General features: G+C 49.4%; 14 protein-coding genes. 10 read left to right on the top strand and 4 right to left on the bottom strand.

Annotation, left to right across the window (positions count from 1 at the left end):
* Positions 1–4 precede the first annotated feature (4 nt).
* The 4 genes from dapB to ACFPK9_RS11585 form a co-directional block, all read right to left on the bottom strand.
* A complete protein-coding gene (gene dapB, locus ACFPK9_RS11600) occupies positions 5–742 on the bottom strand; it encodes a 4-hydroxy-tetrahydrodipicolinate reductase (RefSeq protein WP_377095061.1) in 738 nt (245 codons plus the stop codon).
* Between the two features lie 23 nt (positions 743–765).
* Positions 766–1644 (bottom strand): 4-hydroxy-tetrahydrodipicolinate synthase, encoded by an 879-nt coding sequence (gene dapA / locus ACFPK9_RS11595; protein WP_377095060.1) that lies wholly within the window; start codon positions 1642–1644, stop codon positions 766–768.
* A gap of 237 nt (positions 1645–1881) precedes the next feature.
* Positions 1882–2667 carry a class I SAM-dependent methyltransferase gene (locus ACFPK9_RS11590; protein WP_377095059.1) on the bottom strand — a complete coding sequence of 262 codons (786 nt, stop codon included), beginning with the start codon at positions 2665–2667 and terminating at the stop codon, positions 1882–1884.
* A gap of 23 nt (positions 2668–2690) precedes the next feature.
* Positions 2691–3497, bottom strand: a complete 807-nt coding sequence (locus ACFPK9_RS11585; RefSeq protein ID WP_377095058.1) for an AraC family transcriptional regulator — start codon at positions 3495–3497, stop codon at positions 2691–2693.
* Between the two features lie 161 nt (positions 3498–3658).
* On the opposite strand from ACFPK9_RS11585, the gene ACFPK9_RS11580 reads away from it, so the two are divergent.
* From ACFPK9_RS11580 to ACFPK9_RS11535, 10 genes are all read left to right on the top strand, one after another.
* Positions 3659–4054, top strand: coding sequence for a peptide chain release factor family protein (locus ACFPK9_RS11580; RefSeq protein ID WP_377095057.1), 396 nt, complete (start codon positions 3659–3661; stop codon positions 4052–4054).
* On the top strand, positions 4050–5471 hold the full coding sequence (argH, locus tag ACFPK9_RS11575) for an argininosuccinate lyase (RefSeq protein WP_377096629.1): 1422 nt from the start codon (positions 4050–4052) through the stop codon (positions 5469–5471). Before ACFPK9_RS11580 ends, argH begins: the two co-directional genes overlap by 5 nt.
* Before the next feature lie 124 nt (positions 5472–5595).
* Positions 5596–6654: a magnesium/cobalt transporter CorA gene (gene corA / locus ACFPK9_RS11570; protein ID WP_377095056.1), complete on the top strand. Its 1059-nt coding sequence runs from the start codon at positions 5596–5598 to the stop codon at positions 6652–6654.
* A gap of 35 nt (positions 6655–6689) precedes the next feature.
* Positions 6690–9293 (top strand): mechanosensitive ion channel domain-containing protein, encoded by a 2604-nt coding sequence (locus ACFPK9_RS11565; protein WP_377095055.1) that lies wholly within the window; start codon positions 6690–6692, stop codon positions 9291–9293.
* Positions 9294–9411: 118 nt separating this feature from the next.
* Positions 9412–11949: a leucine--tRNA ligase gene (leuS, locus tag ACFPK9_RS11560; protein WP_377095054.1), complete on the top strand. Its 2538-nt coding sequence runs from the start codon at positions 9412–9414 to the stop codon at positions 11947–11949.
* 114 nt (positions 11950–12063) lie between these two features.
* Complete coding sequence (locus ACFPK9_RS11555; protein ID WP_377095053.1) at positions 12064–12831, top strand: 7-carboxy-7-deazaguanine synthase QueE; 768 nt, start codon at positions 12064–12066, stop codon at positions 12829–12831.
* A gap of 79 nt (positions 12832–12910) precedes the next feature.
* The gene (locus tag ACFPK9_RS11550) at positions 12911–13315 is read left to right on the top strand and encodes a hypothetical protein (RefSeq protein WP_377095052.1); all 405 of its coding nucleotides are present in this window, start codon (positions 12911–12913) and stop codon (positions 13313–13315) included.
* A gap of 114 nt (positions 13316–13429) precedes the next feature.
* Positions 13430–14017 (top strand): N-acetylmuramoyl-L-alanine amidase, encoded by a 588-nt coding sequence (locus ACFPK9_RS11545; RefSeq protein WP_377095051.1) that lies wholly within the window; start codon positions 13430–13432, stop codon positions 14015–14017.
* A gap of 44 nt (positions 14018–14061) precedes the next feature.
* Positions 14062–15495 carry a glycoside hydrolase family 10-like protein gene (locus ACFPK9_RS11540; protein WP_377095050.1) on the top strand — a complete coding sequence of 478 codons (1434 nt, stop codon included), beginning with the start codon at positions 14062–14064 and terminating at the stop codon, positions 15493–15495.
* A 160-nt stretch (positions 15496–15655) separates the two neighbouring features.
* A complete protein-coding gene (locus tag ACFPK9_RS11535; protein ID WP_377095049.1) occupies positions 15656–15853 on the top strand; it encodes a hypothetical protein in 198 nt (65 codons plus the stop codon).
* Positions 15854–15895 lie beyond the last annotated feature (42 nt).

The raw sequence follows: 15895 nt of genomic DNA, 5'->3' as shown, positions 1-15895 counted from the left end.
ATGTTTACTTAAGCTCCAAGACATCCTGCATGTCGTAGAGACCAGCCGGCTTGCCTTGAATCCAAATCGCAGCACGCACGGCGCCACTTGCGAAAGTCATGCGACTCGATGCCTTATGCGTCAGCTCCACACGTTCACCATCAGCAGCAAACATCACTGTGTGATCACCCACCACGTCACCACCACGAAGCGTGTGCATCCCGATTTCTTTCGACGGTCGAGGACCGATGTTACCCTCACGACCGTGTGTCACATCGTCTTGATAGGTAGTATTCGTTTCGTCGTTAAGAATTTCTAACAACCGACGTGCAGTGCCAGATGGAGAATCGATCTTGTGTTTGTGGTGCATTTCAGTCACTTCTATGTCGAATCGATCATTACCAAGAATCTGTGCCGCCTTCTGAGTTAAATAGAAAAGTGTGTTCACTCCCACCGAATAGTTCGCTGCGAATACGATCGGAAGCTTCTTGGAAGCCTCTACGATACGCGCCTTTTCTTCATCGCTGTGACCAGTAGTCCCGATCACCAAGGGCACATTCTTTTCAAGCGCCTCTGCAAGCACACTTTCAGTAAAGCTATGTACAGTAAAATCGATCGCTGCGTCTACCCCAGCGAATGCTTCCGCTAGGTTTTCGTCGTGATCGTGCGTCTTTGCTACTGCGGCATTCGCATCCGCTTCAGCAGCTTCGATAAGAGCCTGCCCCATGCGGCCAGAACGTCCAAGAATGAGAAGATTAGTCATAATTTGAAATGCTTTGAAAATGGTTAGACGAGAGAATACTTCTGCAGAAGAACGCGCACTTGCTCGAGCTGTTCACCATCAAGCTGAAGCATCGGCAGACGAATTTCATTGGAACAAAGACCCATCAACGCCGCCGCTGCTTTAATTGGCATCGGGTTAGTATCTACACTCATCAAGGTACTCAAGAGGTCAAAGTATTCCTCTTGTATCGCTTCAGCTTTTGCCACGTCATTGGCGAGCATCGCATTCACTAGCTCAGAAACCTTATCTGGTACGATATTCGACGCCACTGAAACCACACCGCAAGCACCGCGTTTCATAAACTCAATAGTCATCGGGTCATCCCCTGAAAGAATTTCAAAACCCTCGGGAAGCGCAGCTTTGAGTTGATCCACACGCTCTGCACAACCACTCGCTTCCTTGATAGAAATCACATTATCACAATCTGCAGCCAACCGCGCTGCAGTCTCTGGAGCAATCTCCACTACTGAACGCCCTGGCACTGAATAGAGCATAATCGGCAAAGAAGTGCTCTCAGCCACTGCGCGAAAATGATGGTACAACCCTTCTTGAGACGGTTTGTTGTAGTATGGAGTCACCTGCAATGATGCATCCACTCCGATCGCTTCAGCTTCTTCAGTCAAATGAATCGCTTCAGATGTAGAGTTTGCACCAGTTCCGGCAATCACTTTGATCCGGCCCGCTACAGCATCCACAGCCATGCGAATCACCTCGAGATGCTCATCGGCATCCAGAGTCGGCGACTCACCAGTAGTTCCAACGGGGACTATCCCCTGAACACCACCTTCGATCTGCTTTTCGATCAATTGGCGGAATGCTTCTTCGTCGACCTTACCATCGCGGAAAGGTGTAATAATAGCTGTATGCGTGCCTGCGAACATGTGCGCAGCCTAATCACGGAAACTCACGAGTCAACGTTAGTTTTATCGACGATTCAGTAGCGTATCGCCCCATTAAAAATGGACACCTTAAAATATTCTCAGGCGTTCATATGCTGTAAAATCCGTCACGGGCAAACTTGCTTACCAGCGACAGATTAACTAAACTCAAGTTTGAATACTACTGCAGCCAACAGAATCATGCCCAAAGCGAACTCTTGGCCAATCGCTAACATTACACTACACACCAGCACCTAGACCTTTAATGCCAACGTAAATCGATATTGGGTAGGTGAAATGTATTTCCCCATCGAGCAATCGGGTTTTTATCCCGAGTTGGTCTCCAGTGAGGTCTGCACGAAAAATGTCTCTTAACTTTTCATCATCTCCAGGATTAGGAAACGACGCTGCCAATTGTCGCTCAAGCTCCATCTCAACTTCGTAGCCAGACCTCTGTATGTCAACCAGACCCGAAGAGGCTAACATAGAGTCAAATTCTTCGTCCGATAGCGCCTGAGTATGGGAAGGGTCCCGTAACCGCTCCATCTCATTATAAGCATCGACACACTGCGCAGGAAGCACCGGATCTGCAATCAACACACGCCCGTTGGGCTTGCAGACACGAATCATCTCCGACAAAACCGAAGAAGGGCTGGTGAAGTGATGGAATGTATAGCGAGAAATCACCACTGAAAATGTATCATTCTCAAATGGCAGTTTCGTTGCTGTGCCAACCTGCCAATCCATATTGAAAAGAGATTCTGATCTTTGCCGAAGTTGAGCCTCTTCAATCATCTTCTCGGTTAGATCGATCCCTGTCACCTTCTTTGCTTTTTTAGCGAATTCGCAAGCCACTATGCCAGGCCCACATGCCACATCCAACACTGTGTCATTAGAATCGACCTTAGAAAGCGTGATAAGAAGATCAACTGAATCAAGATGTCCCTTCAGTAAAGTAAACGGAATCGCCTGCTTGGTGAATTGTTCTCGTATGCGTATGTTGTGTTCTGATTCTGATGGCGTCATGCGGGTATGAATAATCAATTCCCTCAGATATTTCTTGTACCAGACTGATCGAGAATTCCACGCAGCTGCTTGCGATAGGCCGCGGGAGTCAGTTGAAAAATACTTCTAAACGCCTTGGTAAACTGGCTCTGGTCGTAAAAACCGACCTCAGCAGCTAACTCTGAAAGAGAAAGTTCACTCTTCAAAAGTAACCTAGCCCTTTCAGTACGGGAGTTCAGAGAATATGCCTGAATCGTAGTCCCGTAGCATTTCTTAAACAACCTATTACAATGTTCTTTTGAAAAAGGCATCTTGTCTTCGATATGTCGAAAACAAGCATCCGCGCCTACGCCAGTATCCATCATTTTCTTAAGCCTCAAAGGCACCCAATGAATACAAGTCAGCTCGTCCTCTTTAAGCTCATTACTCAGATCGACACCACATTGTTCCAAGATTTGCATTATGGAACCAGTAAGTGCACCCTTCATCGCCTCGTCAGCATCATAGTAATCCTGCATCCATTGAACAAAACGACGATACAGTTTCTCATCATGAACTAGGTTTCTAGGAGCCGCTTCATCCCCTGAAGAAGCTAAAATGGAACAATCCATCGATAGGACATGCACTCCAGAAAAGTCCATAGAAGTCGAAAGAATTCGATGAACAAACCCGGCAGGAATGAAGCAAATCGTTCCTTTGTTAAGGTCCAAAATGCGATCTACGATATTCATCTGGATCGTACCGCCTTCAACAGCCGCGATCACCGAATAGTCATGACTATGAATCCTTTCGCAGCCTAACCTTTCAGAGGAAAATCGAGCATCTACTACCATTGTTTTCTCACAAAACATGTGATTCCTTTAGCCGAGTGAAGTTAAGTAATTATTCATGACTGATTTAAGGATAGCTGACTAAGCTGGAAGTTACTACAAAAAACAGTCCTCTCCAAACTATTTGAAAGCTCCAACTCCAATCCCCCTTAGACCCCCTCCAAACACCACAACGCTCCAAAATGCCGATATCTCCAGACATAGAACAACAACTCACCAAACTCGGCGCCCCGCCCTCGACCTTGGTTGAAAAATTTATCCAAGGCTCAGGCTCCGGTGGCCAAAAAATCAATAAAACGGCCTCCTGCGTCTACCTCAAACACTCGCCCACAGGCATCGAAATCAAATGCCAATCTGACCGATCGCGCGAACAAAACCGCCTCGCCGCACGCCAAGAACTTATCAAAAAATTACTGATCCTCTACCAAAAAGCGGCCGCTGAAAAACGCGACGCCAGAGAAAAGAAGCGACGCACCAATCGCCCCCGCTCGCGCAATTCCAAAAACAGGATGCTCAAAAATAAAAAACACAACTCCCAGAAAAAGAACCTCCGCAGAAAACCGAACGCCCACGATTAGAACTCCCAGTCTACCTCCCGCATTTGCCTTGCGCTCAAACTACTTCCCCCGTATGACCAACGGCATGTGGAAAGGACGTTTCTCAAAAGCAACAGCAGACCTCGTACAACAATACGGCGAATCCATCTCCTACGATTGGAGACTTTATAAACACGACGTCGCGGGCTCCATTGCTCACGCTCGTGCACAGGTCAAAGCAGGTATTCTCACTCAAGACGAATTCGAACAAATCGAATCAGGCCTGCGCGACATCGAAAAAGATATTGATGCCGGCAACTTCGACTTCTCAATCGAGCTCGAAGACATCCACATGAACATCGAGTCCGAGCTCACTAAGCGCATCGGCGCCGTCGGAGGAAAGCTCCACACTGCTCGTTCACGCAACGACCAAGTCGCTACCGACACTCGCCTATACTGCCGTGAAGAAATCGACACCATCACCACGCAAGTCAAAGAACTTCAAGTAGCTCTTCTAAAGAAAGCAGAACAATACGCAGATGCAGTCATCCCTGGCTACACCCACCTTCAGCGCGGCCAGCCAGTCACCGTCGGCCATCACCTTCTCGCCTACGTCGAAATGTTCGCCCGCGACATCGATCGTCTCACTGACGCCCGAAAACGTGTCAATGTCTCACCTCTCGGCTCAGGTGCTCTCGCAGGCTCCACTATCAATCTCGACCGTCAACAAATCGCCGACGAGTTAGGTTTTGATAGAGTCACCACCAATTCCATGGACGCCATCTCTGACCGCGACTACATCATGGAATTACTCTTCGACTTCGCCCTCATCGGCACTCACCTGTCCCGCATTTCAGAAGATCTCATCCTCTGGTGTTCCAGCGAGTTCGGCTTCGCTACCCTTTCCGATGCCCACACCACTGGCTCATCACTTATGCCTCAGAAGAAGAACCCAGATGTCTGCGAAATCACTCGCGGTAAATCTGGTCGACTCTACGGTAACCTCGTTTCACTTCTTACCGCTGCCAAAGGTCTCCCCCTCACCTACAACCGCGACCTACAAGAAGATAAAGAACCTCTCTTCGATTCCATAGACACCATCAAGATTGCCCTCGCTGTAAATGCAGAAATGATCGCCGACATGACCGTCAATATTGAAGAATGTAAAGCAGCAGCATCCGACCCAATGCTCCTCGCAACAGATCTCGCTGACTACCTCGTCAAAAATGGCGTCCCATTCCGTTCCGCCCACGAACTCGTCGGCCAAGCCGTCGCAGTCGCAGTCGAGTCCAAGACTCCTCTCGATCAGATCGACCTTACTAAAATTTCCGAACACTACGGCGCTGACGCAAGCGCAGTTTTCTCACTAGAAACTGCTCTCAAAGCACGCACCAACCCAGGCGCCCCAAGCATCGAGAACGTCAAAGCCGAAGTCGCTCGTTGGAAAAATACTATCTAACAGCCAATATCACTTCACTCTCTTTCATTTCCAAATGCCCTGGGATCCTTTTTTCCTAGGGCATTTTTTTGACTTCGCTCAGTAGGCTGATACTCTAACGGAGGCATCTCTTAAGCTCTACCCCATGTCACTCCAAGACCTCATCTCACATAAAGTAGCCCATGAAGTCCTCACCGAAGACCATCTTCCTGAGCTCCATGAACACGAGGCTATCGGCACATGTATCCTCTATAATGCCACCGACCTCCATCAATGTGACCTTCAAAACGTCAATGACCTCCCTCAAAACCCTGACAAAAAAAACACCTGGATCCATTGGAGAAACCTCAATTATTGCCCTGAAACCATTGCTCTCTTCGATAAGTTCCAGCTGCACGCCCTGATCGCCGAAGACATCATAAACACCGACAGCCGTGTCAAAATCGAAGAGCTCGAAGACTCTATCTTCGTTTCTACCAACATCCCGATCAACTCTGTCGACGGCTTAGAAATGCGTCTTCAACATTTCTGTTTAGTCCTTACAGAAAACACTTTAATCACGTTTAGCGAAGCACCTGATTCCTTATTGGGCGATATTTTAAGACGCCTTAATTCCCCCAAACGAAGAATCAGAAAACAAGGAGTCGACTATCTTTTCTGGGCCATTTTAGACGCCATCGCCGACTACAATACTCTTTACGTCAACAATCTAGCAGACCACTTAGATGGTCTCGAAGACGACCTCATTGAGTCGAACCACTCTCTCACACTCCCCATCATCCACGCCACCCGTCGGCGCATTACGCAGTTCCACAGACTCACTCAACCATGTCGCGATATAGCATCGCGCCTCACTCGCTCAGACTCAGACCTCATCGCTGAATCCAGCACCCTTTTCTTTCGCGACCTCTACGATCACACCACTCAAACAGTGGAAGCCACTGAATACCTTCGCGAACAGGCATCAAACTTACTCGAGCTCTACTACACGACTACCAGCCACCACATGAATGAGGTGATGAAAGTACTCACCGCCGTGTCAGCTATTTTTCTCCCTCTCACCTTTCTCGCCGGTATCTATGGCATGAACTTCGATTACATGCCCGAGATCCACCACCCTGCAGCTTACCCCATTTTCATGACTCTGCTACTAGGCATCGCGCTCAGCCTCACTGTATTCTTTAAAAAGAAAAACTGGTTTTAACCAAAACTCTCAGCACTTCTTTACCCTTTTTCACAATGTCATCAGTTACTTCAAACAAGACACTCCATACACTAATCCTCTTGTTAGTGTGTTCCCTAACAAGCCTAGCCCAGACCCAAAAGTCCGATAATAAAGCTCTCGTTTCAGAAACCATCGATGCTGAACGCACTGAGTCGCTTGAGTCCTCAGTTATCGAAGACATCAAAACGACAGAACAGAAAATTAAAAAGACTCAGGCCCAGTTAGACCTCGTCACTAACTATCGAGCCAATGCCGAAAAACGCATTCAACTCATCGAGTCAGCTGGTCTCTCAATCGACGCCAAAACTGGCCAACTCCTCCGCCAACAGCGTTCCCAACTTCCTACAGTCTACTCACTTAAGCAACAACTCGATCAGGTCAATGTGGAGATCACTAATGCCGAAATCACTCTCCTCGATCTAAGCAATAGCCTTGAACCTCACCATCAAGATACCGACACCCTCGAAGCCAACTACGAGAAATACATCTCCAAACTCGACGAACTCGCTAAAATCACCCGCGAAACTCTCAACACTACACAATCCTATACCTACTACCTCGACGAAAGACTTCTCTGGATCCCTAGTATCAAACCTGTTCAATTAGGAGAATTCAAAACAGAGCTCTCTGCTATTATAAAACTGTTCTCCCCTTCCTCACTAGAGTCACTTTTTAAAAGCCTTCGCCGCGACATCATAAAATCCCCTCTACTGTGGATCGCAGTCCTCTTTCCCCTCATCATCCTTTTCTTCTTCACTTCTAAAATCAAGCGCGCCCTCGAAAAGCTCGCCTCTAGAGCGCAGCATCGCGACTGCCTTACCATCGCGCCCTCCTTCTTTTCCACCGTCCTTTCTCTACTTCTTTCCCAGCTGCTCCCTCTCGCCCTCTTTTTTCTCGCCTGGCGCTGCGACTCACCCGTCAATTGGAGCTCCGGCTTCTTCGCCGCTGCCATAAGCGTATCCTTACTTTCATTCCTTAACATTATCGCCACCCAATACGGACTGTTAGAGTCCCACTTCGGCACAGAAAAGCACAAGACTAAACTCCTTCATTTCCATACAGCGTGGGCGCTTGTTGCCATCCCATCGCTGCTTTTCCTCTCCTACTCTTTACACTCAGCCAGCATGTCTCCTACAGGGCGCATCAGCTTCATGCTCGCTATGGCTCTCTGCCTATACTTTGCCCACAGCTTACTCAAACCTAGCAAACGCCTTCTAGCTAGTGAACACACCCCAAATTGGCTACTCAAAACCCTCTACTCCATCGGTGTGCTCACCCCTCTCATTTATCTCCTTGGTTATGCCATCGGTTACATTGCCTCCGTCCAGACCCTCCTAGACCACACTGTCATCACTATCGTTTTCATCGCTTCTATCAGTATTTTTGCTCGCCTCAGCTCACGTTGGGTTCTCATCTCCCGCCGCAATTTTGCAAAACACCAAGCCCGTAAAAAACACGAAGCCCTTAAGGCTGAACAAGGAAGCAAAAACTCCAACGACATCCCATCCATCGAAGAAATTGAAGCCAACTCCGTTGATATTCAGGCCATCGCAACACAAACAAAAAGTATCATACGCTTCCTCACTACAGTCATCAGTATGATAGCCCTCTGGAATATCTGGTCGCCAGTGCTACCCGCCTTCACCGCTCTTGATAATGTCACTGTCGTTCAATCTCACCATCCAGCTTACTCCTCCGATGCACAAACAGAAGAAAACTCATCTTCTGCTAACTCAAACCCAGTTTCGTCCATTACCAGCGCCACCCAATCCTCAGACGATAATTCCACCTTCTTCTCCAATTCTATCAGCCTCGGTGACATTATTGGAGCCATTCTCATTATCGCCTTCACCCTCGTCGCAGCCAAAAACATTCCCGGTCTGCTTGAACTTAGCGTCCTCCGTAGGATCAATCTAAAGCCCGGTGGAAACTACGCTATCACCACAGTCTCACGCTACCTCATCATTACTAGCGGAATCCTTGCGGCCTTCGCTCAGGTCGGCGTCACTTGGAGCAGTGTAAAATGGCTCGCCGCCGCTGTCACTCTCGGTATCGGTTTTGGTCTCCAAGAAATTTTTGCCAACTTCGTCGCCGGCCTCATCATTCTTTTCGAACGACCAGTCAGACTTGGTGACATCGTCACCATTGGCGATGTCACTGGCCGAGTCAGCCAAATTAAAATCCGTGCCACCACCATCCAACAATTCAATAACCGAGAACTCCTCGTGCCCAATAAAGAATTTATCACTGGCCAACTCATCAACTGGTCGCTCTGCGACAATACCCTCCGCTTCGAAATTCCCATCGGAATCGCCTATGGCTCCGACACACAGAAAGCCACTGAAATTCTCCACGAAATCATTTCCAAACACCCACACGTCCTCAAAGACCCTGAACCTGATGTGCTCTTCCAAGAATTTGGTGCCAGCTCGCTCAACTTCGTCCTCCGTGGCTTCGTCAACCACTACCAATACCTCCTCAGCACCCAAAGCGAACTCCATTACCAAATCGATGAAGCATTCCGCGAAGCCAGTATCGAAATCGCTTTCCCACAAACCGATATCCACATCAAAAGCCTCCCAGCAAAAGCTCTCGAAGATATTCCAGAACAACAGTAGCCCTTCAATTCCTCACACCCTTAGGTTTTTCTTTACCATCGTCCCACATCCGCTACACAGCTCTGCATCAACTTTCTGTAGATAACTCAAGACAGTTATCCCTACCTTACCAAACGCTATGAAACCTTTCCCATTCGACGTCTTCGAGCCAAAGTGGCAATCCATCTGGGATGAAAACAAAACCTTCCGCACGCCCAACCCAGGCGACGCGGATTTCGACGCGACCAAGCCAAAGTACTTCGTCCTCGACATGTTCCCATACCCATCTGGCGCCGGTCTCCACGTCGGTCACCCAGAAGGCTACACCGCCACTGACATCCTCGGCCGCTTCAAGCGCATGAATGGTTTTAACGTCCTCCACCCGATGGGTTGGGACGCCTTCGGTCTACCCGCGGAACAATACGCAATCAAGACTGGCCAACACCCGCGTATCACTACCGAGCAAAACATCGACAACTTCCGCAAACAGCTCAAGTCCCTCGGCTTCGGCTACGATTGGGACCGTGAAATCAACACCACCGACCCAGGATACGTCAAGTGGACTCAGTGGCTCTTCATCCAGCTCTACAATTCCTATTTCTGCGAAGACGACAAAAAAGCCAAGCCAATTTCCGAGCTCGAAGCCAAAGGCCTCTCTCGCGAAGAAATCGACGCCCAGCGCCTCGCCTTCATCTCCGAAGCACCCGTCAACTGGTCACCCGACCTCGGCACCGTCCTCGCCAACGAAGAAGTCGAGGAATGGAAGGCAAAAGGTCACACCGTCGAGCGCCGCCCACTCAAGCAGTGGATGCTCCGTATCACCAAATACGCTCAGCGCCTCATTGACGAACTCGAGCCACTCGATTGGCCAGATTCCATCAAAGCCCTCCAGACCAACTGGATCGGCAAGTCCACCGGCGCTGAAGTCAAATTCGACATCGAGGGCAATGAAGTCACCGTCTTCACCACCCGTCCAGACACCCTCTTCGGCGCGACCTACATGGTGCTCGCACCCGAGCACGAACTCGTCAAAAAAATCACCACAGCAGAGAAGAAAGCAGAAGTCGACGCCTACATCACTGCCTGCGCGTCCAAGTCCGACCTCGAACGCGGTGACCTCAACAAAGACAAATCTGGTGTCTTCACTGGCGCCTATGCCACCAATCCAGTCAACGGCGAGCAAATCCCCGTCTGGATCGCTGACTACGTCATGATGGGCTACGGCACCGGCGCCATCATGGCCGTTCCGGCGCACGACGAACGCGACTATGAGTTTGCTCTAAAATTTGGAATCGATATCCGCATAGTAGTTATTGATCAAAATCCTGACCAAGCAGAGCCTAACAGTGGTCAAATAAAATCTACGCCCGGCGTCGCCGTAAACTCCGGCTTCCTCGACGGCATGAAGACCAAAGACGCCAAGAAAGCCATGATCCAGTGGCTGCTCGACAACGACAAAGGCACCTTCAAGACCAACTTCAAACTCCGCGATTGGCTCTTCTCACGCCAGCGTTACTGGGGTGAGCCCTTTCCTGTCCTTTGGGAAAATGGCCAGCATTCCGTCGTCTCCGAAGACGAACTTCCCATTCTCCAACCAGAGATGGACGACTTCAAGCCCACCGGAGACCCACGTGGCCCCTTGGTCAAAGCGACCGATTGGATCAAGTACTCCGAAACCGCAGAGCGCGAAACCAACACCATGCCACAATGGGCTGGTTCCTGCTGGTACTACCTCCGCTACTGTGACCCGAACAACTCCGAGCGCTTCATCTCTAAAGAAGCAGAAACCTACTGGAGTGGCGAAGGCGCCACCGTCGACCTCTACGTCGGCGGCACCGAGCACGCCGTCCTCCACCTTCTCTACGCCCGCTTCTGGCATAAAGTTCTCTACGACCTCGGTCATCTCTCCACCAAGGAACCTTTCCAAAAGCTCGTCAACCAAGGCCTCATCCTCGGCGAAGACGGACAGAAAATGTCCAAATCCATTGGCAACGTCGTCAATCCAGACGAAGTCGTCGAACAATATGGAGCCGACTCACTCCGCCTCTACGAAATGTTCATGGGCCCACTCACTCAAGTGAAACCATGGCAGATGAAAGGCGTCGAAGGCGTATCGCGTTTCCTCGGCAAAGTCTGGCGCGCCGTCTTCACTCAAAACCAAGCCGGCGAGTGGCAACTTTCTGAAAAGGTTGTGAACGAAGAAACTTCCGATAAAGCCCTCCTCAAGGTCGTCCACGAAACCATCAAAAAAGTCGGCGAAGACATCGAGTCTCTCTCCTTCAACACGGCGATCTCGCAAATGATGATCTGTACCAATGCCTTCACCAAGGCAGAGAAAATCCCAGTGAGCCTACTCGTCGATTTCCTCAAAGTCCTCAACCCATTTGCCCCACACATCACCGAGGAAATCAATCAACAACTCGGCAACAGCGAACTCCTCTCCGAGCAAGCATGGCCTCTATACGTCGAAGAATACCTCATCGAATCTGAAATCCAACTCGTCGTTCAAGTCAACGGCAAGGTCCGCGCCAAACTCACGGTTGCTAAAGATTCTTCTAAAGAAGAAGTCGAAGCCCTCGCCCTCGCCGACGAAAAAGTGAAGAGCTTTACCGATGGCAACACCATCCGCAAGGTCATCGTCGTCCCAGGCCGCCTCGTCAACATCGTCGCGAACTAAAGCTGCTGATTATTCACTCATACAGCCACAGCCTCACCAGCTGTGGCTTTTTTATTCTCCTCTTCCAGCACTTGCACACCCTTCCTAAAACTGCCACCTTGCCAGCAACGCGTCATGTCCACAGCCACTCTCAAACTCGCCGTCCTCAACGGCAAACCAGAAATTTTCCACACCCTCCAAGGCGAGGGCGTCAGCATGGGTGTGCCCTCCATCTTCATTCGCTCCTCACTCTGCAACCTCCACTGTACCTGGTGTGATACCGACTATACTTGGAACTGGGAAGGAACCCCGTGGCCACACGAAAATGACCAAGTCGAAGGCTATAAAAAATTCAAAAAGTCAGACTACATCCTCGAATGCCCGATCGAAGAGGTGGCTGCTCAAGTTCAGCATTTCCCTTGTAAAAACCTGATCCTCACGGGCGGTGAACCCCTCCTACAGCAAGACGCTTGGCTCGCCCTCATCAATTTCCTCCGCAGCAGTGATCCAAGCTATCGCTTCGAAATCGAAACTAATGGCACCCAACTTCCTAATTCGGAAATGGCAGAAGCCATTGACCAATTCAACGTCTCCACAAAGCTCAGTAATTCCGGCAATCCAGCCAAACTCCGCGACAACCCAAAAGCCATGCAATGGTTCGCGCAGTCGCCAAAAACCTGGTTCAAGTTCGTCATCCAAGACCCGACCGACCTCGCCGAGATGCAGGAAATCGAATTGAAATATACAATCCCTCGAGAACGTATTCTTCTCATGCCCGAAGGCCGCGACGAGAAAACATTGCACCGACGCCGCTTATGGCTCGCAGACCTATGTCGCGATCACGGTTACCGTTTCTCCGACCGACTGCACATCCAACTCTGGGGCGCCAAACGCGGAGTCTGATTTTCCCTTAAAAAATTTGTAACTTTCTCGCAACTTTTACCTAGCTCGCAAGTTCAACCCACTGAAGCCACCACAAGACATGAACACAAACGAAAACAACGACCCAGTCTGGAAATTGCTAGAAAATGCCTCTGAGCAAAAAGCTAGCCCTTTGTTTTCGCGTAATGTCATGCGAGACGTACGCCAAGAAGAGCAACTCTCTAAACCTTGGTGGAAGAAGCTTCTCAGCCCAGCCCCTGTTATCGGAACCCTCACAACCGCAGCAGCTTGTGTCGCTCTAATAATCAGTACTCAGCCCACTGAAGTTCCATATGCCCCTCCTGTAGCTCAGACTGAAACCATTTCTGCAGATCAAGGCCTTAATGCCCTCGCTGATACTATTCCGACAGACGATAGCTTCAGTGACCTCATTGATCCTCTTTCTCTTGTTGCAAGCAGTGACATTGAGTTACTTTCTGACTTCGAAATGCTCATGGAATTGTAACAATTCCACTTTATAAAATATTTTTATAAATAATTCTTAATAATTCGAAGTTTTAAAATAAATTTGACAAACGCTAGGTTTTTATAAAAAATTCTAGTAGTTAGATTCAAATTTATGAACTTCCTTCGCATAGTCTCCTTCATCGCTCTGAGCTGCAGCATGCTTCATGCAGGTAGCTTTAAGCATGTAGTGATCGATCCAGGCCATGGAGGAAAAGATAAAGGAGCCTACTGGGGTGGTGTTAAAGAATCTGACATCAACCTCAAAGTCGCGAAAAAGCTCGCGAACATTCTCCGAGCGAATGACCTTGAAGTCACACTCACGCGAGACTCCGACCAATTTGTCTCACTCAGCCGCCGTGCCGAACTTTCAAATCGCTACCGTGACACCATTTTCATAAGTATTCACTTCAATGCCAGCACGCACACATACGTCCACGGAGTTGAAACATTTTACGCAAGCAGTAAGGGCAAACAACTGGCAAATGCGATTCACTCTAGCATGCTAGAGCGCTTAAATGCCAAAAACCGCAGAATCCGTCTCGGTGATCGCTACGCAGTACTTACCAAAACCAACTGCACTGCAGTTCTCGTAGAATGTGGCTATATTAGTAATTGGGCTGAACGCCAGAACTGTAAACGCTCGTGGTATCACTCTCTTACAGCAAGCGCTATCGCTGATGGAATTCTTCATTATCGGTAGAATTTTCAGTGCGAAGTGGGGAGTTTCCTGTTAGTCATCATTGCGTGATCCGTACTCTCTTTTTTCTTCTCGTAATTGTCAGCACTCTCAATGCGCAATCCTATGTTCCCAGTGGCGAGCGCCCTCCGGCCTTCCCCCGCGAATTCCGTGGTGCATGGGTAGCCACTGTCTACAACATCGACTGGCCGAGCCGCCAAGGCCTTAGTGCTTCGACTCAGAAATCCGAACTCTTGGCTCTTTTAAATAAAGCTCAACAGCTCAACCTTAACGCCATCATCTTCCAAGTCCGTCCAAATGCAGACGCCCTTTATCAATCCAGACTAGAACCATGGAGTCATTGGCTCACCGGGACCATGGGGAAATCCCCAGGCTACGACCCGCTCCAGTACTGTATCGAGCAAGCCCATGCCAGAGGCATCGAAGTTCACGCGTGGTTCAATCCATTCCGAGCGCTCCCTAATAAGTCATTGCCGACCTCGAGCAACCATGTGAGCCGCACCCACCCACAACACACCAAAACTTACAAAAACTATAAATGGCTTAACCCGGCCGATAGCTTCACCCAGAAGCGAGCTCTCGCTGTCATTATGGATGTCGTCAATCGCTATGACATTGATGGCGTACACATTGATGACTACTTTTACCCCTATCCCACCCTCGTTGGTGGCCGCCCCTCACCCGATTTTCCTGACGGTAAATCCTCAGCCCAACGTCGCGCTTATGTCGATGGCTTTGTCAAAGATATGTACCGCTCAATCAAATCAAAGAAGCCATGGGTGCGAGTCGGCATCAGCCCTTTTGGCATTTGGCGACCAGGCGTTCCAAGCGGAATCGAAGCGGGAATTGATGCCTATGAACACCTCTGCGCTGATTCGCGGAAATGGCTCAAAAATGGTTGGTGTGACTACCTTTCGCCGCAGCTCTACTGGCGCATCTCACCTCGCAAACAATCTTACACAGCTCTGCTGACTTGGTGGAGACAACAAGGAACACGCCCAGTCTGGCCAGGCATAGCCACTGCAAGAATTCAGAGCTCAGATGACCCTGGCCGTCCCGCCTCAGAAATTGTCAATCAGGTCAAACTCTCACGCAGCGTCGGCCGCAACTGGGCTGGAGCCCTCCATTGGTCTATGAAATCACTCATGCAAAACCGTGGCGGCATCTCCAGCAGCCTCGAAAAAGGCCTCTACTCAGTTCCCGCTTTGGTTCCTCCAATGACTTGGATCTCTAAAAAAGCGCCCTCTGCACCTAAAATTGCAGCCAAGTCTTCGGGTGGGAACACTAGCGTAAGTATTGGTCGCGTTTCAGGCGTCCAACGCTATGCAGTCCAAGCACGCTATGGCAAATCTTGGAGCTCTGTCGCAGTCACAGCTCAAGCGAGTATCACTCTCAAAGGACGACCAGACGCTATCGCTGTCACCGCTGTTGATCGTTACGGTAATGCCAGCGGCCCTTCAGTGCTAGGAATACAACGTTAGCAAAAGCTCATAAATAGCTGACTTATCTGGCTTGACAAAGATTCTTCTGCAGTCATATCCCTCGGCCGCTCCTGCTCGCTATTTCTAGCTTTACTTCTGCTAGATTTACTGAGCATATACTAAAGAACTCTTAACAGCTTCGCCTAGCCACCTCACTCTCATGAAGATTAAACTCTTTCTTTCCGCTTCACTCGCAACGCTAGGGATCTGGCTCGCAGCTGCCTATTTCCACACAATTGATGTAGCTAGCTATCAATCTCATGAATCAACTCCTGAGACTGCACAATTAGAAGAAAAGCAACCAGCGGCTAAGCTCAACAAAGAGTCTGAGCTTGAGACACTCTCCTTAAATCAGTAAGACGTCACAAAATTTCAGCGAAAAAGCTCTGACTGTTCACAC

It is taken from the genome of Rubritalea spongiae (assembly GCF_042652385.1).
In the GTDB taxonomy this organism is placed as follows: Bacteria; Verrucomicrobiota; Verrucomicrobiia; order Verrucomicrobiales; family Akkermansiaceae; genus Rubritalea; species Rubritalea spongiae.
The sequence above is the reverse complement of the archived record's forward strand: the minus strand, read 5'-3'. Positions and strand labels throughout refer to the sequence as shown.

Excerpts from the sequence above, each read along its gene's own strand:
- dapB (WP_377095061.1), bottom strand. The coding sequence starts at position 742 with ATGACTAATCTTCTCATTCTTGGACGTTCTGGCCGCATGGGGCAGGCT.
- dapA (WP_377095060.1), bottom strand. The coding sequence starts at position 1,644 with ATGTTCGCAGGCACGCATACAGCTATTATTACACCTTTCCGCGATGGT.
- ACFPK9_RS11590 (WP_377095059.1), bottom strand. The coding sequence starts at position 2,667 with ATGACGCCATCAGAATCAGAACACAACATACGCATACGAGAACAATTC.
- ACFPK9_RS11585 (WP_377095058.1), bottom strand. The coding sequence starts at position 3,497 with ATGTTTTGTGAGAAAACAATGGTAGTAGATGCTCGATTTTCCTCTGAA.
- ACFPK9_RS11580 (WP_377095057.1), top strand. The coding sequence starts at position 3,659 with ATGCCGATATCTCCAGACATAGAACAACAACTCACCAAACTCGGCGCC.
- corA (WP_377095056.1), top strand. The coding sequence starts at position 5,596 with ATGTCACTCCAAGACCTCATCTCACATAAAGTAGCCCATGAAGTCCTC.
- ACFPK9_RS11565 (WP_377095055.1), top strand. The coding sequence starts at position 6,690 with ATGTCATCAGTTACTTCAAACAAGACACTCCATACACTAATCCTCTTG.
- leuS (WP_377095054.1), top strand. The coding sequence starts at position 9,412 with ATGAAACCTTTCCCATTCGACGTCTTCGAGCCAAAGTGGCAATCCATC.
- ACFPK9_RS11555 (WP_377095053.1), top strand. The coding sequence starts at position 12,064 with ATGTCCACAGCCACTCTCAAACTCGCCGTCCTCAACGGCAAACCAGAA.
- ACFPK9_RS11550 (WP_377095052.1), top strand. The coding sequence starts at position 12,911 with ATGAACACAAACGAAAACAACGACCCAGTCTGGAAATTGCTAGAAAAT.
- ACFPK9_RS11545 (WP_377095051.1), top strand. The coding sequence starts at position 13,430 with ATGAACTTCCTTCGCATAGTCTCCTTCATCGCTCTGAGCTGCAGCATG.
- ACFPK9_RS11535 (WP_377095049.1), top strand. The coding sequence starts at position 15,656 with ATGAAGATTAAACTCTTTCTTTCCGCTTCACTCGCAACGCTAGGGATC.